This window comes from Pseudomonas sp. efr-133-TYG-5, from assembly GCF_030209175.1.
Lineage (GTDB): Bacteria > Pseudomonadota > Gammaproteobacteria > Pseudomonadales > Pseudomonadaceae > Aquipseudomonas.
Map to the genome: position 1 here is coordinate 264799 of NZ_JARVSM010000001.1, position 18984 is coordinate 283782.

General features: G+C 63.2%; 16 protein-coding genes. 2 read left to right on the forward strand and 14 right to left on the reverse strand.

From position 1 onward, the window contains the following. Positions 1-174 precede the first annotated feature (174 nt). The gene (locus QRN70_RS01245) at positions 175-846 is read left to right on the forward strand and encodes a DUF3313 domain-containing protein (RefSeq protein ID WP_285415402.1); all 672 of its coding nucleotides are present in this window, start codon (positions 175-177) and stop codon (positions 844-846) included. A 56-nt stretch (positions 847-902) separates the two neighbouring features. Here the strand turns inward: QRN70_RS01245 and QRN70_RS01250 are convergent, their stop codons facing one another. The 14 genes from QRN70_RS01250 to QRN70_RS01315 all read right to left on the reverse strand — a co-directional run bounded on the left by QRN70_RS01250 (position 903) and on the right by QRN70_RS01315 (position 18097). Next, on the reverse strand, positions 903-3407 hold the full coding sequence (locus QRN70_RS01250) for a fused MFS/spermidine synthase (RefSeq protein WP_285415403.1): 2505 nt from the start codon (positions 3405-3407) through the stop codon (positions 903-905). 207 nt (positions 3408-3614) lie between these two features. Further along, entirely contained in the window at positions 3615-5195 is a 1581-nt protein-coding gene (locus tag QRN70_RS01255; protein WP_285415404.1) for an arylsulfatase, read from the reverse strand. 74 nt (positions 5196-5269) lie between these two features. After that, a complete protein-coding gene (locus QRN70_RS01260; RefSeq protein ID WP_285415405.1) occupies positions 5270-6292 on the reverse strand; it encodes an HAD family hydrolase in 1023 nt (340 codons plus the stop codon). Next, positions 6289-7722 (reverse strand): hypothetical protein, encoded by a 1434-nt coding sequence (locus QRN70_RS01265; RefSeq protein WP_285415406.1) that lies wholly within the window; start codon positions 7720-7722, stop codon positions 6289-6291. Before QRN70_RS01265 ends, QRN70_RS01260 begins: the two co-directional genes overlap by 4 nt. Continuing rightward, positions 7719-9299: a VWA domain-containing protein gene (locus QRN70_RS01270; RefSeq protein ID WP_285415407.1), complete on the reverse strand. Its 1581-nt coding sequence runs from the start codon at positions 9297-9299 to the stop codon at positions 7719-7721. The genes QRN70_RS01265 and QRN70_RS01270 overlap by 4 nt, the downstream gene beginning before the upstream one ends. A 1-nt stretch (position 9300) precedes the next feature. Next, a complete protein-coding gene (locus QRN70_RS01275) occupies positions 9301-10293 on the reverse strand; it encodes a vWA domain-containing protein (RefSeq protein WP_285415408.1) in 993 nt (330 codons plus the stop codon). Next, positions 10280-10882: a DUF4381 domain-containing protein gene (locus QRN70_RS01280; RefSeq protein ID WP_285415409.1), complete on the reverse strand. Its 603-nt coding sequence runs from the start codon at positions 10880-10882 to the stop codon at positions 10280-10282. Before QRN70_RS01280 ends, QRN70_RS01275 begins: the two co-directional genes overlap by 14 nt. Further along, the gene (locus QRN70_RS01285; protein ID WP_285415410.1) at positions 10879-11814 is read right to left on the reverse strand and encodes a DUF58 domain-containing protein; all 936 of its coding nucleotides are present in this window, start codon (positions 11812-11814) and stop codon (positions 10879-10881) included. The genes QRN70_RS01280 and QRN70_RS01285 overlap by 4 nt, the downstream gene beginning before the upstream one ends. After that, the gene (locus QRN70_RS01290) at positions 11811-12791 is read right to left on the reverse strand and encodes an AAA family ATPase (protein ID WP_285415411.1); all 981 of its coding nucleotides are present in this window, start codon (positions 12789-12791) and stop codon (positions 11811-11813) included. The genes QRN70_RS01285 and QRN70_RS01290 overlap by 4 nt, the downstream gene beginning before the upstream one ends. 22 nt (positions 12792-12813) lie before the next feature. Then, positions 12814-13764, reverse strand: coding sequence for a SphA family protein (locus QRN70_RS01295; RefSeq protein ID WP_285415412.1), 951 nt, complete (start codon positions 13762-13764; stop codon positions 12814-12816). Between the two features lie 12 nt (positions 13765-13776). Next, positions 13777-15180, reverse strand: a complete 1404-nt coding sequence (locus tag QRN70_RS01300) for a DUF1254 domain-containing protein (protein WP_285415413.1) — start codon at positions 15178-15180, stop codon at positions 13777-13779. Positions 15181-15192: 12 nt separating this feature from the next. Further along, the gene (locus QRN70_RS01305; RefSeq protein ID WP_285415414.1) at positions 15193-16644 is read right to left on the reverse strand and encodes a DUF1254 domain-containing protein; all 1452 of its coding nucleotides are present in this window, start codon (positions 16642-16644) and stop codon (positions 15193-15195) included. Between the two features lie 10 nt (positions 16645-16654). Beyond that, entirely contained in the window at positions 16655-17446 is a 792-nt protein-coding gene (locus QRN70_RS01310) for a hypothetical protein (protein WP_285415415.1), read from the reverse strand. 225 nt (positions 17447-17671) lie between these two features. Then, positions 17672-18097, reverse strand: a complete 426-nt coding sequence (locus QRN70_RS01315; protein WP_285415416.1) for a YciI family protein — start codon at positions 18095-18097, stop codon at positions 17672-17674. A 337-nt stretch (positions 18098-18434) separates the two neighbouring features. On the opposite strand from QRN70_RS01315, the gene tpx reads away from it, so the two are divergent. After that, a complete protein-coding gene (tpx, locus tag QRN70_RS01320; RefSeq protein ID WP_285415417.1) occupies positions 18435-18935 on the forward strand; it encodes a thiol peroxidase in 501 nt (166 codons plus the stop codon). Positions 18936-18984 lie beyond the last annotated feature (49 nt).

Here is an 18984-nt window from a genome sequence, read left to right on the forward strand (position 1 = left end):
CGTGCAAGCTCGGTGCAGCTTTGCCGGATGGTCGGCATCTGTCAAATGGCGCCGGTGTGCGCGCGCGCACGGTTTGCTGAATTTTGTATTTATCGAGCGCAATCGCCGGGGTTTTAGCTATACCTGTAACTCCCCCTCACGCAACACATTCGGCTTTCTGACAGGAGTTACAGCATGAAGCTTGCACTAATGATGAGCACCCTCTGCATCGCGTCCCTCGGGGTGGTCGGGTGTTCGAGCAAAGTGGTCGAGCCCGATCAGTACTCCGGTTTTCTCAAGGACTACAGCCAACTCAAGGAGGCCAAGTCACCCTCCGGCGCCGAGGTGATGCGTTGGGTCGATCCGAAGCTCGACATCAACAAGTTCACCAGCGTCTATATCGAGCCGACCCAGCTCTATCCCAAGCCGCAACCGACCGTGAAAATCCCCCAGCAGACCCTCAATGGCATCACCAGTTACTACGATCAGGCGCTCAAGCGTGAAGTGGGCAAATCCCTGCCGCTGGCCGCCGGTCCCGGCCCGGGTGTGATCGTGGTGCGTGCGGCGATCACTGCCGTGAGCAGCAAGACCGAGGGCCTCAAGGCCTATGAGGTGATCCCGGTGGCGCTGGTGGCCGCTGCGGTCAGCACCGCCAGCGGCATTCGCGATCAGGAAACCACGCTGGCGACCGAGGCCGTGTTCCTCGACGGCGGCAACAACAAGGTGATTGCCCAGGTGGTGCGCAAAGGCACCGGCAAGCCGCTGGAAAACGACTCGCAAGTGATGAAGGCCGATGACGTCAAAAGCGTGATCGATGGCTGGGCAGCCGACATGCACCAGTCGTATCTGAAGATGAAGTCGAAATAATCGGCGTCCCTGTCGGCGCTGGCGCAACCTGTGCCAGCGTCGACAGTCGGGCAGTCTTACTGCCCGACGAACCAGCGGAAGTAAGGATTACCGCCATCCCCCTGCATCACCTCACGAATGTCCCGTCCCCACGCATCGCGATCGCCGTCGTAGGCATGCAGGCTCGCCCGGTAGAACTGCATCAGGCGTTGCCGGTGTGCGTTCATCCGTTCGATGAACGCGGCATCGGCGTTCACCAGCGGCGGCGCCACATGCAGGTCCAGCAGCGCCGGCAGCACTCGAGTGATCTCCTTGGTCCGCACCCACGGTGCGTACTCGATGCGCGGCTGATCGTCAGTCACTGCCGGGGCGTCGGCGGCAAAGCGCTCAAGGCCGGCGCGGTCGGTGACCCACGTGGACAGCAGCGCCGGCGCCGAGCCGATACCGACATCCTGCAGCGTGCTGCGTACGCTGTCCTGCTGCAAGCGCTGGGTGATTTTCGCCGCGTCCAGTTCAATCGGCTGCAGCGAACCCACCAACAGCATTTCGTGGAACTCGCTGGTCCACAGCGTTGCGTACGGGAAGACGTCGAGGAAACTGCGCACCAGTGAGCGCGAGTCATCGATGTTCTGCGTCGGCAGCGGCAGCCACTGCGCGACCAGCCCCTGTCGCTCCAGGCGACCGGCCGCCAGTTGATAGAAGTCGCGCGAATACAGGTTGACCACGCCGGCCGCGGAGGGCGGTGGCGGCTCGAGGGTGATCAGGTCGTAGGTCTGCGGGCTGCGCAGCAGTTCCTGACGGCCATCGCGCAAGCGCACATCGACGCCGGGATCGCTGGCGGCGTTGAAGTTGCCCTTGAACAGCGGCGCCGCCTTGACCACCGACGGTAGCAACTCGGCGACCACCCGATGTTGCAGTCCCGGATAGCGCAGCAGGGCGCCGGCGGTGATGCCGGTGCCGAAGCCGATCACCAGTGTCGAACGCGGCTCGCCGTTATGGATCAGCAGCGGCAGCAGCGCCTGGATACGCATGTAGCGCAGCGACGGCATGGCATCGCCAGTATTGGACACTCCCTGGATATACAAGCGGTGGAAGCGGTTGTCGCCGCGTCCCTGCGCGACCACCGCGACCGTGCCGCCGCGACCTTCCTGGTAGAACGCCAGGCTGCCGTTGCGCGCGCCGGGCAGCAGGCTGGCGAATTTGTCGGCTGGCGTCAGCAGCGCCAATGCCAGGGAAATCAGCCCCAGCGCGACCACGGCCTGACGCCGGCCTTTCTTGACGTGGTGGCCTTTGCGCACGGCACAGTAGCCGATGCCGGCGGCGATGATCGCCAACAGGCCCAACGTCCGTACCAGGCCGAGCAGCGGGATCAGCACGAAACCGCACAGCATCACCCCGATGATCCCGCCCAGCGTATTGCACGCCACCACAGCACCGACGTCGCGACCGACACGCTCATGGCCCACGCTCAAGCGCAACGCCAGCGGGAACGCCGCACCGAGCAGCAGCGTCGGCCCGAACACGATGCTCACGGCCGCCACGGCAAAGCGCGCACTCATGCCCGCCAGCTCGCTGGCTCCGAGGGTCAGCAACCAGACTTCCGCCTGACTCTGGGCGAGCACCAGCCAACGGCCGAGCAGGGCGATTTCCAGCAGTGCGAGCAGCCCGGCGCCGGCAATCAACAGGCCGAACACTCCCCAAGGATCACGAATGCGTTCGACGCGCCGGGCGAGCAGGGCACTGCCGAGGAACAAGCCGCTGAGGTAAGTCGCCAGCACCACGGCAAACGCGTAGGTGCGGGTGCTCATGAACTGCACGATCGACTGCGACCACACCACTTCGTAGCCGAGCGCCACGCCGCCGGCAATCGAATACAGCCACAGGGCGGTGCGATCCGCGGCTTTCTCGCTGTGCTGGCGAGACGTGGCATGGCCCACTGGCGGATATTGCCGTTGCAGCCACAACGCCCCGGCAGCGGCCAACAGGTTGAGCATGGCCGCCGCCAGCGCGCTGCCACGCACGCCGAGGCTGGCAATCAGCACAAACGCTGCCAGCAAGGTGCCGACAATCGCGCCGAGGGTATTGGCCGCGTACAACTGGCCACCGGCCCTGCCGGGGTCCGCCGCCAGCGAACGCACCAGCACCGGCAGGGTACCGCCCATCAACACCGCCGGTGCGCCGACCAGAATGAACGGTAGCAGCCACGCCAGCAGGCCGACGTGGTCCTGCAGCCAGGCAAACGGGCTGGCCGCCAGACTCATCGCAACCGTGGCGCCAACAGCGAGCATTGCCACCAGTACTTCCAGCCCGGCGTACAGCAGCAGCGGTTGCACCAGGCGATCGGCCCAGCGTCCGAACAGCCAGCCGCCCAGCGCCAACCCGGCGAAAAATGCACTGATGCCGGTGGTGATCGCATACACCTCGACCCCGACCACCAGCGACAGCTGCTTGATCCACAGCACCTGATACACCAGCGCCGCCGCGCCGGAAATGCACAGCAGCAGGGCGGGGACGAGCAGCGCCGGGGTGGTGGCTTGCGCGGAGGGTATGGCCGACGGCTTGCTGGCGATACGTGAGGACATGCGGGACGCCTTGTTCAAATCACAATATCTGTGACGGTGCGGGCCTCATCGCTGGCAAGCCAGCTCCCACAGGGATCTTCAGTGAACACTCAGGTTGTGGTCGACAGAAGTCACTGTGGGAGCTGGCTTGCCAGCGATTTTGCCGGCGCGGTCTCAGGTGAAAATCAGGGCCGCCCGCCGATGAAGGCGGGCGGCGGGACCACGGTATTACTGCGCCGCTTTCATTTTTTCTTCGATCTTCGCATCCACCGCAGCACGGATCTGGTCGATGCTGAAGCTCGCCGGTTTCTGGCTCGGCGGATACTCGATGAAGGTTTGCAGGAAGCGCGCGGCCTTGGTGGTGGCGACGGCGACCAGGTAAACGTTTTTCGTCGACCAGTCGTAATACTGGTCGGAGACTACGTCCGCCCGCTCGTACGGGTCCATCCGCAAGTTGAAGATTTTCGGTACGCGCAGAGGTGTGAACGGGTTGCTCCAGACTGCGAAACCACCCGGCGCACGCTGTTCGGCGAACACCGCTTTCCAGTTGCCGAAACGCATCGACACCAGCATGCCGTCATCGTTGAAGTAGTAGAACTCCTTGCGCTCGCCGGCCGGTTGCTGGCCGGTCAGGTACGGCAGCTGATTGTAGCCGTCCAGGTGCACTTTGAAGTTGCTGCCCGCGGAAGTCGGGGCCCAGCCCTTCAACAGTTTGTCCTTGACGTCGGCATCGCCCGCCGCCGCCAGCAGCGTCGGGAACCAGTCGAGCCCGGAGAACATTTCGTTGGAAACCTCTCCCGGCTTGATCTTGCCCGGCCAGCGGACCATGGCCGGCACCCGGTAGGCACCTTCCCAGTTGGAGTTCTTCTCGTTACGGAACGGCGTGGTCGCCGCGTCCGGCCAGGAAAACTGGTTCGGACCATTGTCGGTGGTGTAGACGACGATGGTGTTGTCGGCGATTTTCAGGTCGTCGAGGGTCTTGAGCAGTTTGCCGACATCGTTGTCGTGCTCGATCATGCCGTCGCCGTACTCGTTGCCGGGCATGCCACTCTGGCCCTTCATCGAGTCACGTACGTGGGTGAACAGGTGCATGCGCGTGGTGTTCATCCAGACGAAGAACGGCTTGTCGGCCTTGGCCTGCTTCTCGATGAACGCCTGGGCGGCGGCGGTGGTTTCGTCGTCGATGGTTTCCATGCGCTTGGTGGTCAGCGCGCCGGTGTCCTCGATCTTGCCGTCGGCGAAGCTGTGGATCACGCCCCGTGGAGAGTTGGCCTTGACGAAATCCGGGTCATCCTTGGGCCAGTACGGGCGTTCCGGCTCCTCTTCCGCGTTGAGGTGGTAGAGGTTGCCGAAAAACTCGTCGAAACCGTGATTGGTCGGCAGGTATTCATCCTTGTCACCGAGGTGATTCTTGCCGAACTGGCCGGTGGCATACCCCTGCGACTTGAGTGCCTGGGCGATGGTGATATCGCGCTTCTGCAGGCCGACGGTGGCGCCGGGCGCGCCGACCTTGGACAGGCCGGTACGCAGGGGCGTCTGGCCGGTGATGAACGAGGAACGGCCTGCGGTGCAGCTGTTCTCCGCGTAATAGTCGGTGAACATCATGCCTTCCTTGGCGATGCGGTCGATGTTCGGCGTCTTGTAGCCGACCACACCCATCGAATAGGCACTGATGTTGGTCTGGCCGATGTCGTCGCCGAAGATCACCAGAATATTGGGTTTTTCAGCCGCTGTGGCAGTTGCCGACAGCGCCATCACCGAAGTTGCCACCAGGGCGAGTTTCGGTAGCCACTTGCGTATGCGAGTCATCTGACTTGCTCCTTTTGCGCGGGGGTGTCGCGTGATGCGACTCAACGTTTTCTGCGGTCCTGCGTCACGCCTGGTTATTGCACTTGCTCGGTTGCCGGTGGATCGAACGGGTAGATGCGGCGCCAATCCGCCGCCATGTCCACCACGGTCCAGCCACGGGATTTCGCTTCGTCGAGGGCCTTGTCCAGGCGCCCGATGTCGGAGGTACGGTCATAGGCCCATTCACGCTTGGCGTCGGTGTGATGCACCAGCCCCGTGAAACGTTTGCCGGGGCCGGCGGCGGTCCACTGCAGCATTTGCAGGTCACCGTCGGAATTGCCGAAGGCCAGGATCGGGCGGCGGCCGATGACTGCGTCAATGCTCTCCGGCTTGCCCGGGCCGTCATCGTTGTGCGCGAGTTTCTGCGTGCGCACGATCGAGGCCTTGCCGTCCTTGAACTGGAACGCAGTGACGAACGTGGTGCCGATCACCTGTTCCGGCGGGATGCCGTAGACCTGCTCGGCGAAGGCGCGCATGAACGCCGTGTCGCCACCGGAGACGATGTAGGTCTTGAAGTCCTGGCTGCGCAGGTAATCGAGCATTTCCAGCATCGGCTGGAAGATCATGTCGCTGTAGGGCTTGCCGGTTTTCGGATGGCGAGCCTGACTCAGCCAGGTCCTGGCGTAGTCGTCGAATGCGTCGGTGGTCATGCCGGTGTGGGTAGCGCCGAAGATCTTCAGGATGCCGTCCATGCCGGTTGCAACGAGAGCCTTGTGGTCATTCTCCAGCACCGCTTTGAATGGCTGGGTGGTTTTCCATTCCGGGTGCTGCGGCGCATTGCGCTTGACCTCGTCGAGAGCGAACAGCAACTCGAAATAGGCCGGCTGCTCGCTCCACAGGGTGCCGTCGTTGTCGAACACGGCGATGCGCTCGGCGGGTTTGACGAAATCCTTGCCGGACGGGTCGGTGACGGCCTCGACGAAGGTGATGATGCTGTTCTTCGCCGGGCCGTCGTGCCATGAGGGCAGCGGCTCGCCGGCGTTGGCCAGCAGCGGCAGCGCGAGGCTGAACAACAGGGCCAGACCGAAGCGTTGCCGGTGCAGGGTCGGGTTCGTCATGGGAAATCCTTCTCGTGAACGGGGTTGAGCGGACGCAGCGCCGCAGGCGACGCGGTTTTCTGCGCAGCGGCCTGACTGTGCAGCGTAGTCAACGAATCACGCAGTTGAGCGAGGGTTTGTGCAGTCTGCGGATCACGTCCATAAAGTCCGCGCAACAGACCTTGCAGGCGCGCCCCGGCATTCACCAGTTGCAGCCCCAACCGACTGCGCCGCAGCCACAGGTATAGCGCGCTCAACTGCGCCGGTTGCGCCTGTAGTTGCGGGTTGATCTGCTGCCAGGCGAACTCCGCCGATTGCTCCCAGGCCAGTTGCCGCGCGTGCTTGCGCGCCTGCCATTGGTGGCGGGTACGCAACAGGGCAGGGCGCAGCCAATAACCGATGCCAGTGCAGACGGCGAGTAGCCCCAGCCACAGCAGCCAGCGTGTGGAAAAATGCTCGTTGTTGCGGCCGAGTTGCTTTAGATCCTCGGTGATCGAAAACACCGGTTTGTAGGCGCTGTCGGCTGTGGCCTCGAAGGCTATGGCGGGCACCTGCGCCGTTCGGCTCTGCTGCGCTTTTACATCCCACCATTTCACCGTGATGGCCGGCAGGTTGTAGGCGCCAGCCTTGTCGATACGGTAGGTGACGACGTCGATCCGCTGACCACCGAGCACGTTGCCGCGACCGTCGTCCAGGCGGGTGACTTGTGGGGTCCGCAGATAACGACTCAGGCCGGCCACGTCACCCAGTGGCGGAACCGGCAGAGCCATCGCCAGTGCGCCATCGGCCTGCAGGATCAGTTGCCGGGTGATGCTGTCGCCGACTTTCAACGGGGTTGCCGAGTTGATCAGGCTCTGGCTCAAGCGCAGACCGCTGGCCACCAGCGGCGTTTCTCCGGGTTTGAAGCCGGGTGGCTGGGCGGCGCTGAAGTGCAATGGCTGGCTTTGTGCGCTGATCGCTGTGCTGGCCTGCCCCGGTGTCGCACTGACCGTCAGCGGCGGAATGTCGAAGCGGCGGGCGACATTCGGGGTGATCAGGTAGCTGTAGCGCAAGCCGCTGAAGGATTGCCCGTCGATGGTCTGATTCAGGTGTTGGGCCTGGCCGGCGGGCGGCGTTACCAGGGCGCCGTCGAGTTTCAGCTCGGGCAGGGTGGCGGCGCTGGTGAACCAGGTGTCGGTGAGCACATCGACTTGCAGCTCGACCAGTCCGCCGACCATCGCATTGTCAGCCGGTTGCAGGTGGGCCTGGATTTTCAGTTGGGGTTCGGCGGCAGAGGCGTGGATGGTGAACAGGCAGCTGACTAGCAAGAAGCTGAAATTTTTGCTGATTGACCGGGCGCCAATGCTGGAACGCCAGCTCCCCCAAGGATTTGTGGTGTTAGCTCGATGGGTGAAAACACAGAGGGTCCCTGTGTGAGCTGGCTTGCCAGCGATGGAGTCAACCCGGTTCATGGCCTGGCCCCCGATTGATCCTGCAAACTGAACTTCTGCTTGAGAAACCTGGCCGGCGAGGTGGTCAGGTTCTGTAGCCATAACGCATCGGACGTCGCCTGCTCGGTCTCGACTTTCTTGCTCTGGCCCTTACCCGGTGCCTTGTCGAATTTCACTTCGTCCGGCCTGGTCTCGGGAGCGTTTTGCTCGGCGCTGTCGGTGTCCTTGAGCAATGCCTGCGCCAGCGCCAGATTGGCCGTGGCTTCGGGGAACTGCGGTTGCCGCTGCAAGGCCTGGGTGTAGGCGGCAATTGCCTGATCGAATTTGAAGCGCCGCACGTAAATGTTGCCCAGGTAAAACCACGCTTGCGCCGTGTCCAGCCTGGCAAAGGTCGCTAGCGCGAGGTCGTAGTCCGCCGCGTGATAGGCCGCCACGCCTTTCCAGTACGGATCGACAAACAGCACCGCCGCTTGCGGCCAATGCTCATGCTCGACGGCCCAGCGCCCTTGCTGATCGCGGGTGAAGAATGCGTCGGTCAGGGCACTGGCCTGGGCGGGTGCGGCAGGCCAGCCAAGACCTGTGGCCAGCAGCAGCGCCGGTACCCAGTTGACGCTCCAGCCCTTGCGCACACCGAGCAGCGCCAACAATAGAAGAGGCCAGCACAGCCAGTAACCGGCATCCTTCCAGTGCAATCGCTGCTGTTCGGCGCTGGCACTTCGCAAGTGTTGTTGCGCGTGCAACTCGATCCAGTCCAGATCATCGTCGTCGAGGGTCAGGCTGCCCAGCGGTGCGTCGAGGGCGGCGGCCAATTGCTTGAGTGCCGCCGGATCGAAATGGCCGAGCAGCGGGCGCCCGTTGCCGTCCACTGCCGGCTGGCCGTTGGCGCCCTGAATCACCCCGCCATCCTCGTTGCCGACCGCCAGTACCAACGCCTGCAATTGGCTGCCTTTCAATTGCCGGTCGAGACCGTCGAGTTGCGCGGTGTCAGCGCCGTCGGTAATCAGCAGCAGACTGCCTGGGGTCTGCTCGGCGCTGAGCAGGCGTTTGGCCTGCTCGATGACGGCGCTGACGTCCTTGCCCGTTTTGTCGATGAGGCCTGTGCCCAGCGCCTGAATGAAGGTGTCGAGCAGCGCCGGATCGTCGGTCGGCGGCAATACCAGGTGCGCGCTGCCGGCGTAGGCGATCAGCGCGGTGCGAGCGCCGGCGCGACGCCGGATCAGGTCGTGCAGTTTGTGTTTGACCGCTTCCAGGCGCGTCGGTGGTACGTCGCTGGCGTCCATCGATGGCGACAGATCCACGGCAACGATCAGCGGCGCGCGATTCTCCAGAAAGTCCGGGCGATCCTGCTCCCAGGTCGGCCCGGCCGCAGCGAGCGCCCCGAACGTCAACACCGCGCACAGCCAGTGCACCGGGCGCAGGCGCTGCGGATCCTTCGGCGTGACCAGCAGATGCGGCAGCAGATGTTCGGCGATGTTGCTGCGCAGCCGTCGCTGCAAGTCGCGGCTGCGGCGCCAGAGCAGCGGCAGCAGCATGGCGAACAGCGCGAGCGGCAACCACAGCGGGCGTAAGAAATGCAGGTCACCGAGATTGATCTCCATCTCAGGCCTCCTGCCGCTGGCGGGCAAGTGCCAGGCGCGGACGCAGCAGGGCACCGAGGTGATACAGCGCCAACAGCGCCAGCGCCGCGCCCAAGGGCCAATGGAACAACTCGCGTTGCGGCTGATGGCTGAGGGTTTTCACCTGATGCGGGGTGAGGCGGTCGAGGGTGTTGTAGACCTGATCGAGCGCCGTGCGATCTTCGGCGCGGAAAAACTGCCCACCAGTGGTTTGGGCGATCTGTTGCAGCCCGCGCAGATTGACCTGCGCTTCGCCGGAGGCAGTCGGATCGCCGATGCCGATGGTGTGAATGACCACGCCCTTGTTGGCGGCCATTTCTGCGGCGTGATCGGGGGTGATCGCGCTGCTGGTGTCGTTGCCGTCGGTGAGCAGGATCAGCACTTTTTCCGGCTCATGGGCTTGATCGAGCAGCTTCAGGCTGAGGCCGACGGCGTCGCCGATTGCTGTGTTGGGCCCGGCCATGCCGATCCCGGTGTCATCCAGCAACAGCGACAGGCTGGCGTGATCGAGGGTCAGCGGCGCCTGCGGATAGGCGCCGCTGCCGAACACGATCAGACCGATGCGGTCGTCCTTGCGCTTGTCGATGAAGCCTTGCACGACCTGTTTGACGGCGGTGAGGCGATTGATTTTCTGGCCGTCGGCATTGCTGAAATCCTCGGTTTCCATGGATTGCGAGATGTCGATGGCGAGCATCAGGTCGCGCACCGGTTGCTGGCGTTCGATGGGTTTTTCGACGAACACCGGTCGTGCGGCGGCGAGCAGGATCAACGTCCAGACCAGCAGGTTCAGCAGCAGTTGCCAGTGGTTCTGGCGATTGCCGACGCGGCGCGGTGATTCCCCGACTGCACGGCTCATGGCGGCAAAAAACGGCACGCGCACGGCGCTGCGGGCTTCCTGGTAGGTCGGCAGGTAACGGTAGGCCAGCCACGGCAGTGGCAGCAGGAGCAACAGCCACGGGTAATCAAGCTGCCACATGGTGATGCTCCATCCACTGTTGGCAGGTATCGAACAACGCCTGGCGCTGTTCGGCGGGGAGGGCGCGCAGGGTGGCGTCGGGGGCGTAGGCGAGTTGGGCGAGTTGCTCGCTGAAATTGGCCGGCAGCTGCCTCTTGCTGTACTGCTGCAGAAAGGCCTGCCAATCCGATCTTCCCAACGCTGCTGGACCCTGTGGGAGCTGGCTGGCCAGCGATGGCGTCCTGTCAGTCAGCTCGGATGTTGCAGGAGATGGCCTCATCGCTGGCAAGCCAGCTCCCACAGTTATTGTGTCCCGCCGGAGAGGTTTGGGGCTGGGCATCGACAGCGCCACGCGCTTGAGCAGCTCGGGCAACTCGCGCAGTGCATTCAAGTCATCACTGCGCCCTCGCAATTGCGCCAGCCGCACCAGCGCTTCGCGTCGATAGCGATCCCGTCGCCATTGCCGATAACGCCGCGCGCCAACCACCAACGCCAGCACAACCAACAGCGCCAGCAACAGCCACCAGCCCCAGGTCTGCGGCGCATAACTGACGGGCGCCGGCAGGCTCAGCTCCTTGAGCTGGCTGATGTCGGGAATATTCGGCTTCATCGCCGCCGGCCGGCGCTTTTGCCAAGTTCGGCGCGCAGTTGCGCGTGTGCCTCTTCGGCAGTGCTGAACATCATCAGCGGCACCTGGCTGCGGCGCAGCAATGTGGCGACATCCTTGAGCCGGCCGCCGAGGTAATCCCCCAGCGGTTGGTGCACGCTGCGTTTTTCCACCGCCAGTTCCACCTGCAGTTGCCCTTGGGTGACCAGCAGACGGCCATCGCTGGGCAGCTGCAAGGCCAGCGGATCGTAGACTTGCAGGGCGATCACGTCGTTGTGCGCAGCCAGTTGCCGCATCAGTTGCAAGGTGCGCTCGCCGGCCCCGGCGAAATCGCTGACGATGCACAGCAAATGGTCGTGCCCGGCCAGCGCCAGGCAACGCTGCAAGACCTTGTCCAGTTGATCCTCGTCTTCGGCATCGCGGTTACCGGCATTCAGTGCCTGGTTCTGAGCAGTGATGCGGCTGAGCAGGGCTTCCACGCGTTTACGACTGCGCAACGGTGCAACCGCATCGATCCGCGCGTCGTTGAACACCAGCCCGCCAACCCGGTCGCCGGCGTTGAATACCATCCATGCGGCCAGTGCGGCCAGCTCGGCGGCCAGCGCGGATTTGAAGCTGCGCTGCGAGCCGAAGAACATCGACATGCGCTGATCGACCACGATCAACGCCGGGCGGTCGCGCTCTTCGGTGAACGTGCGCACCACCGGTTTGCCGGTGCGCAGCGAGGCGCGCCAGTCGAGGTGGCGCAGGTCGTCTCCCGGCTGGTAACGGCGCAACTCATCGAAGTTCAAGCCGCGACCGCGCAGGCGCGAGGCATGGTTGCCGGCGAGGATGCTGCCGCGCGGCTGGCGGGCGAGGAAACTCAGGTCGCGGGCCTTGAACTCAAGGGCCATCAATTGCGCCAGGGATACATAGACCAGGCCGTCGCTGTTCACGCCGGAATCGCCACTTTATCGAGCAGGCGGTCAAGCACCTGATCGGCACTGACCCCGTCGGCCACTGCGTCATAGCTCAGTTGCAGGCGATGGCGCAGCACCGGATGCACCACGGCCCGGACGTTGTCCGGCGAGACAAAATCCTGGCCCTGCAACCAGGCATCGGCGCGGGCGCAACGATCCAGGCCGATGCCGCCACGCGGGCTGGCGCCAATGGCGATCCAGCGTGCAAGGTCGTCGTCGTAGTCCACCGGGTGGCGGGTGGCGTTGATCAGGTCGATCAGGTAGCGGTCGATGGCCGGGGACACATGCACCGCGCTGACTTCCTTGCGGGCAGCGAAAATCACCTCCTGGGGCAGACTGAACGCCTTGGCCGGCAGGGTGCTCGCGCCCTGGGCAAACTCTTCGGCGCGCAACAGCCGCAGCACCTGGCTCTCGTCGTCGGCGCTGGGGTAATCGAGCAGGACTTTCATCAGGAAACGGTCCATCTGCGCTTCCGGCAACGGGTAGGTGCCTTCCTGTTCGATCGGGTTCTGCGTGGCGATCACGATGAACAACTCCGGCAAGGCGTGGCTGGTGCCCGCTACGGTGATCTGCCGTTCTTCCATGGCTTCGAGCAGCGCCGCCTGCACCTTGGCCGGCGCGCGGTTGATTTCGTCGGCGAGAATCAGGTTGCCGAACAGTGGGCCCTGCTGGAAACGGATCTCGTTCTGCCCGGCGACCTGATGCAGCACCTCGGCCCCGGTGACGTCCGACGGCAGCAGGTCGGGGGTGAACTGGATGCGACTCATCTTTGCATCGAGATGTTTGGCCAGGGCTTTGACCGTGCGGGTTTTGGCCAGCCCCGGCAGGCTTTCCAGCAGCAGGTGCCCGTTGGCCAGCAGGCCAAGGAGGATCTGCCGGATGACCTGATCCTGGCCGAGTACCGCTTCGGCGATGCTGGCTTGCAGGGCGTTGAGGTCGGTGAGTGCGGTCATGAGACAGTCCTTTGTGGCCGGTCTAGAAAAACGCCAGGGTCATGTTGATGGCAACGCCATTGCCCTCGGGGCGGTTCTTGGTGTCGAACTCCGGCACCCAGCGCGCACTGATATTGGCCTGGGCGTCGGCGAATTTTCCGGCCCAGGCGACCACCGGCCCGGCGCCGACCGAGCGGCCACGGAAGCCATTCAGGCTGTCGGCGGTCTGCCCCTTGTCGTCGCTGACCTGCTGGATATAGCCGGCTGCCAGGCCGGCGCTCCAGCCGCTGCCGAAGCCGTGGGTCCACAAGGCATCGAGGGTGAAGATGTTGCCGTTGCGGTAATCGGTGGCGGTGTTTTCGGTGTAGAACTCCAGGCCACTGGACAGGGTGAATTCACCTCCCTTGCCGTCCAGATGGGTGAAGGCCACGGTGGGCATGAACGTGTAGTTGTTCTGCCCCGGGTTGGCCAGGCGATTGTCGTTGTAGGCGCCGGTCGGCACGTAGATCGGCAGGGAGAACGCGATGTGGTTCAACTCATCGAAGTGGTAGCCGGCGGCAATCGGAGTGACCAGCGCGTCGGCGAACTGGGTTCCGGAATCGCTGGTGCCGAGGGTGCGTCCGCGCGGACCGGTGATCGCTGCGTCAATGTCGGTGTACTGCAGCGGAACGCCGATGGCCGAGGCGAAGTTCCAGGGGCCTTTGCCGGTGTCCCAGATGTGCGTCAGGTTGGTCATGGTGTAGGAGACTTTCATGTCGATCCCGGCACTGACCTCACCGGAAATCGGCGCGCCGCGACTGCCCTTGAGCGATCCGTCGTACCAGATGCTGGTCACCGAGACTACCCAGCCCGGTTCGGGCGGGATGATCCCGGCGTTGGAATACACCTGCTGCCCGGTGATCGGCCGGCCCACGCCACCCTCGGCTGCATAGAGTTGAGTACTGCCGATCATGCACAGCGCCAGCAGCGGACGCACAACGTAAGGCTTGACCATCACTGGCTCCGTTTATTGCTTTGAGTTGACCGGGGTGAGCAGCGGCATTTTCCATTCGCCGCTGGCCACCTCCGGTTTCGGCAGGTACAGGCGCAGCACGCCGTAGAACGGGCCGTTCGGGGCTGGCAGCCAGTTCGCCTGTTTGTCCTTGCCGGGGTTTTTGTGTTGCACGTACAGGGTCAGGCCGCCGTCGGCATCGCGTTGCAGATCCGCGAGCATTCGCGAGTTGATCAGGTAGCGATTGAGCACATTGGCCACGAGCAATTTGCTCTTGCCGTCGTACATCGTCAGCGACCAGAACGCTTCCGCAGGGGGCAAAGCGTCTTTGGCGAAGTGCAGGGTGTAGTCGTGTTTCGCCGCATCGACCGGCTGGCCGTCCTTGTCGACGAAATAGCCGATGTAGTTCGCTTCTTCGGCGGAGTTGCCGAAGATGCCCATGTTGGCGCCGGCGTAGCGATACAGGTAGTTGCCCTTGAGATGATCGCGAGTGCCGAAGAGGTCGCCGCTGCTGACCTCATGCGTATCGACCTTGTCCTTCTTGAACGCGGCGAACTCGGCCTTGGCGTCGCTGATGCCATCCTCCAGGGCCTTGCGCTGTTCCGGGCTGAGCTTTTGCAGATCGAACGGCTGGCCACTGCCGATGCCGATCTTGGCGAAGCGGGCGAGCAGGTCTTTCTCGACATCCTGCGGCGGGGTGAAGGCGAGCATGAAGTTCAGGTAGCGGAACAGGTCCGGGGTTTCGCTCATGGTCGGCGTCGGTTTCGGCCAACTGACCTTCGGTGCTGGCGCCGGGGCTTGCTGTTTCACGTAGTGACTCAGCGGCTCGACCTTGTAGCCTTTCTGGATCTGCCTGACCTTGCCCAGGTCCTTGTCATCGAACAGCTGGGTGCGATACAGCGCGTACGTGATGTTGCTTTCGCTGCGCACCAGGCGATCGATATTCAGCGGTTGCTGACCCTGCCATTGCGGCCCGGCAATCATGAAGTGACCGCCATTGTTGCCGGTGCTGCGGGTGCCCAGGTAGGCGAAGTTCTGCGTGTAGGCATCGATCAGTTGCACCGAGTAATAGCGATGCTCCTCGATGGGCGGCAGGGTCAGTACCAGCGGCTCGGTGCGCAGGTCCATCCAGACGAACGAGTAGGGCGTGTCGGCGTTCGGCGTGACGAACGCGGTGTCCTTGGCCGTGAAAGCCTTCGCCGTGTTGCCGATCTGGTTCAACGGAGCCTTGTAATTGGGGCTTTTGCTGTCGATGGCCTGGGTGTAGAGGGTCTTGTACATCTCCACCACCGGAAAACCGTACAGGTAGGCTTCTTTGGCAATGCCGCGGGCTTCCTCGGGGCTGGCGCTGAAATCGGCCCAGGCGCTGCCGCTCAAGGCCAGGGTCACGGTGCTTAGCAGCAGATGGCGTGTGTTCATGGTGCGTCCTTGTCAGGGCTCGACGGTGATGTCGTCGAGTTTCCAGCTCTTGTCGAAATAGGCTTCGGTTGGCGCGTACAGGCGGAAATAGCTGAACCAGTGCTTGCCGGGCAGGGTTTGCACCCAGTTGTTCTCGAAGCCCTTGGGCGCGGCAGGGCCGAAATACAGGTCCACCGAGCCGTCGGGGTTTTTCTTCAGATCCTGGCGCGAGGACAGGTCGGCCTTGCGTTGCGGGTTATCGATCAGGCAACGGCTGTCGATGTCGTACACCGTCATCGACCAGAACTGTTTGGCCGGCGGATTGGCACCGACGTGCAGGCGATAGTTCTTGCCGCCGTCGAGCCAGTCGCCCTTGGCGTCGGTGTAGGCGCCGAGGTAGGTCTGGCCCAGCCCCGGCGTCTTCGACACCATGCCCTTGGTGTTGGTGACTGCTTCATAGAACCACGCGCTGCGCTCCCACAATTGGTCGTAGTAGGCGACCCGCTGCGACGGTTCGGCGATGTTCAGCACCGTGTCCCAATGCCGGTCCGGCCAGTACTGGGCGTCGGGAAAACGCTTGGCGAAGGTATTGGCCTTGGCGATCAGCTCGCCGACCTGCGCACCTTGCTCCAGGGCCTGGCGCTGCTGGGTGTTGGGGTTGAAGGGCTTGTCCTTCTCGATGCCGAGGCTGGCGAGCATGGCCATATAGAAGCGGTCGCGTTCGTTGACCGGCTCTTTCTGGATGATCTGGTGCAGACGCTCCCAGTAGGCGATGCCGCGTGGCTGCGTGCCCGACCAGGCCTTGCCGCCCGGTGACAGCAGGCGGGTCTGGCTCGGCTCGGCACGCTGGGCATAGGGGTACATCTTGAATTTCTCGACCAGCGCCTTGCCCTTGGCGGGATCCGGGTCGAGCACGCGAAAACCGACCAGCACGTTCATCGTCTCGGACTTGGCCAGGTAGTATTTACCGGCATCCGCAGGTGGCTCGGCGCCCGGCGGCAGGACCAGGTACTTGCCGCCCTGGCCCTTGTCCGGACCGGTCTGGCCCATGTCGATGATTGCTCGTTGCCAGAAGTCACCGATGCCGCCAGCGGTCGGCCCCGGGGGCAGTTCGATCACCAGTGGCCCGGTTTCGCTGAGGTCGACGAAACCGAGGATGTACGGGGTGGTGGCATTGGCGGTGATGACGCCAAGTTTGTCTTCGTAGCTGTTGAGCACCATCAGGTCGCCGCTGCGGGCGCCGAGCTTGGCGCGGAACTCGTCCTGCCACTGGGCGTAGGACACCAGCGGCAAGGCCCACAGATAACTCTGCGTGGCCTGCTGGAAATCCAGTTCGGCATAGAGTTTGGCAATCGATTCATGGGCGGGCAATTCGCCCTCCATGGCGATCTTGCCGATCCGCGTGTCGAGGTCCTGGGCGCCGACGCCACAACTGACGAACATGGTCATCAGGCTGAAACCGGCGGCGCGAAGAGCACAATGCATGGCGATGTCCTTATTTTCCGAACGTGACGTTGAGCCCGGCGAACAGCGTGAACTGCGGCACGCCGTCGCCTTTGCGCTCGACGGTCCATTGCGGCTCGATGAAGGCGTTGAGGATGTTGCTGCCGCCCTTCCAGGCCTTGCCGACACCGAGGCCGACAGGGATGTAGTGCGTGTCGTTTTTCAGGTCGAACGTCCAGGTGCCGGTGGAACGCAGGTACCAGCCCTTGGGCAGGTTATGAATGATGAACGGCTGCAGGGTCGCCGTTTCGACGTGAGCGTGGTCGTGATCGCCGGCGAACGAGCTCTGGTATTGCACCAACGCCCCGAGCAGACCGCGTGGCGACGCATCGATGGCCACGGCGGCCAGGCCGGCCTGCCATTTGCCGGTGCCCAGCTCGTCCTCGGCGGCGGTCGGCGCGGTGATCTGCGGGCCGATGCCCAGCTGCACGCCGTCGGTCTTGAGCAGGAAGATGTCGAACAGGTTGAGATCGCCGATGCCGGTGCTGTAGCCACCGTGCGGATCGGGGCGGGTGCTGACGGGCAGGGTGGCGCGCAACAGTTGTGGCACCCCGATAAATTCCCCCGGTGCGACGGGCAAGGTGCCGCGCAGCAGGGCATCGTTGGTGTGCAGGTTGCTGTCGAACAGTCTGGGCGTGTAGTAATCCTGCAGGTTGGCGCCGGGCGCCAGGTTGAGCGGGTTGTTACTTTTATTGGCCGTGTCGGCGTTATCCGCCTGAGCACACAGCAGGGGTGTCAGCGAGCTCGCCAACAAGAGGGCGTGGATCCCCATTTTATTCGACATGATTCCCCGGTTCCCTGGTGGCTCACTGGACGACTTGGCACTTGCTGGCCGTTACTGCGTAATCCCTTTCTTATCAAGCCTGTAGGACACGTCCGTTTGAAGCTAGCAGCAAATCGGGGGTTATCCAGTCGAAAGAATTAATTCTTTGGTTTTGTGTACAACCTCGCAGAATGCCTGTGGAGGGGGTGGAGCTGCCTGGCGCAGCTCCAGAAGTGCCGGGCTGTTCTAGCGGTTTTTCGATTGCTCGCGAATCCGCTCTTCCTGTTCACGCAGTTGCGGGGTGAGCTCGGCGCCGAAGTCCTGCGCCGAGAACACCTGGCGAATTTCGATCTCGGCGTCGGTGCCCGGCATCGGGTTGGGGCAGCGCTTGACCCATTCGATGGCTTCGGCCTTCGACTTCACCTCCCAGATCCAGTAGCCGGCAATCAGCTCCTTGGTTTCGGCGAAGGGGCCGTCGATCACGCTGCGCTGTTCCCCGGAGAACCGCACGCGCGCGCCTTTACTGCTGGGATGCAGACCGTCGGCTGAGACCAGAATGCCGGCCTTGGCCAGTTCTTCGTTGTAGTTGCCCATGGCGGTCAGCAGTTCTTCACTGGGCATGACGCCGGCTTCGGACTCTGCGCTGGCTTTTACGATGATCATGAATCGCATGGTGTGGATCTCCGCTGGCGGGTGAGTGATTCACTGCATAGTCGAACGAGCCGGGCGTGAATCGACAGGTCTCTGAATAAAAGATGCGGACCCGGGTTTTGACAAATGTCGCTTGGATACGGCATGTGTCGGCGATGAGAGGCGCAGATTCGTTGCGTGCGTGTATTCATGAACATCGGCGCGCAATAGGCGAGGGCGGGGCTGTCAGTGGGGTTGTATCCAGTTTTGTGTGCCGGAGTATGACAATTTCCGTTCAGGCATAGGTCGTAGGACAATTTCGTGGTTAACTTCGGCCTCTTGCATGCTTTCCAACAACGTTAAAAGAAGGACTCCGTTCATGGCTCAAGTCACTCTCAAAGGCAACCCGGTTCAAGTCAACGGCCAGTTGCCACAAGCCGGTTCCAAGGCGCCAGCCTTTTCCCTGGTTGCCGGCAATCTGTCCGACGTCACCCTGCAGGACTTCGCCGGCAAGCGCAAAGTGCTGAACATCTTCCCAAGTGTCGACACGCCGACCTGCGCGACGTCCGTGCGCAAGTTCAACGCCCAGGCCAACGACATCGCCAACACCGTGGTGCTGTGCATCTCGGCTGACCTGCCGTTCGCCCAGGCGCGTTTCTGCGGCGCCGAAGGCCTGGAAAACGTCCAGAACCTGTCGACCCTGCGCGGCGCCGAGTTCATCGAGAACTATGGTGTGGCCATCGCCGACGGTCCGCTCAAGGGCCTGACCGCCCGTGCCGTGGTGGTGCTGGACGAGAACGATAACGTTCTGTACAGCGAGCTGGTGCCGGAAATCGCCCAGGAGCCGAACTACGACGCCGCCCTGGCCGTGCTGAAATAAGTGTTCTGAAACAAGCGTTTTACAATTGTTAACGGCCTGGCCCTGTCCA

What these genes read in the sequence shown, in the direction of transcription:
- QRN70_RS01290 (WP_285415411.1), bottom strand. Translation starts at nt 12,791, where the DNA reads ATGACCGCACTCACCGACCTCAACGCCCTGCAAGCCAGCATCGCCGAA.
- QRN70_RS01280 (WP_285415409.1), bottom strand. Translation starts at nt 10,882, where the DNA reads ATGAAGCCGAATATTCCCGACATCAGCCAGCTCAAGGAGCTGAGCCTG.
- QRN70_RS01260 (WP_285415405.1), bottom strand. Translation starts at nt 6,292, where the DNA reads ATGACGAACCCGACCCTGCACCGGCAACGCTTCGGTCTGGCCCTGTTG.
- QRN70_RS01295 (WP_285415412.1), bottom strand. Translation starts at nt 13,764, where the DNA reads ATGGTCAAGCCTTACGTTGTGCGTCCGCTGCTGGCGCTGTGCATGATC.
- QRN70_RS01310 (WP_285415415.1), bottom strand. Translation starts at nt 17,446, where the DNA reads ATGTCGAATAAAATGGGGATCCACGCCCTCTTGTTGGCGAGCTCGCTG.
- QRN70_RS01275 (WP_285415408.1), bottom strand. Translation starts at nt 10,293, where the DNA reads ATGTGGCAGCTTGATTACCCGTGGCTGTTGCTCCTGCTGCCACTGCCG.
- QRN70_RS01305 (WP_285415414.1), bottom strand. Translation starts at nt 16,644, where the DNA reads ATGCATTGTGCTCTTCGCGCCGCCGGTTTCAGCCTGATGACCATGTTC.
- QRN70_RS01265 (WP_285415406.1), bottom strand. Translation starts at nt 7,722, where the DNA reads ATGAACCGGGTTGACTCCATCGCTGGCAAGCCAGCTCACACAGGGACC.
- QRN70_RS01270 (WP_285415407.1), bottom strand. Translation starts at nt 9,299, where the DNA reads ATGGAGATCAATCTCGGTGACCTGCATTTCTTACGCCCGCTGTGGTTG.
- QRN70_RS01250 (WP_285415403.1), bottom strand. Translation starts at nt 3,407, where the DNA reads ATGTCCTCACGTATCGCCAGCAAGCCGTCGGCCATACCCTCCGCGCAA.
- QRN70_RS01315 (WP_285415416.1), bottom strand. Translation starts at nt 18,097, where the DNA reads ATGCGATTCATGATCATCGTAAAAGCCAGCGCAGAGTCCGAAGCCGGC.
- tpx (WP_285415417.1), top strand. Translation starts at nt 18,435, where the DNA reads ATGGCTCAAGTCACTCTCAAAGGCAACCCGGTTCAAGTCAACGGCCAG.
- QRN70_RS01245 (WP_285415402.1), top strand. Translation starts at nt 175, where the DNA reads ATGAAGCTTGCACTAATGATGAGCACCCTCTGCATCGCGTCCCTCGGG.
- QRN70_RS01255 (WP_285415404.1), bottom strand. Translation starts at nt 5,195, where the DNA reads ATGACTCGCATACGCAAGTGGCTACCGAAACTCGCCCTGGTGGCAACT.
- QRN70_RS01300 (WP_285415413.1), bottom strand. Translation starts at nt 15,180, where the DNA reads ATGAACACACGCCATCTGCTGCTAAGCACCGTGACCCTGGCCTTGAGC.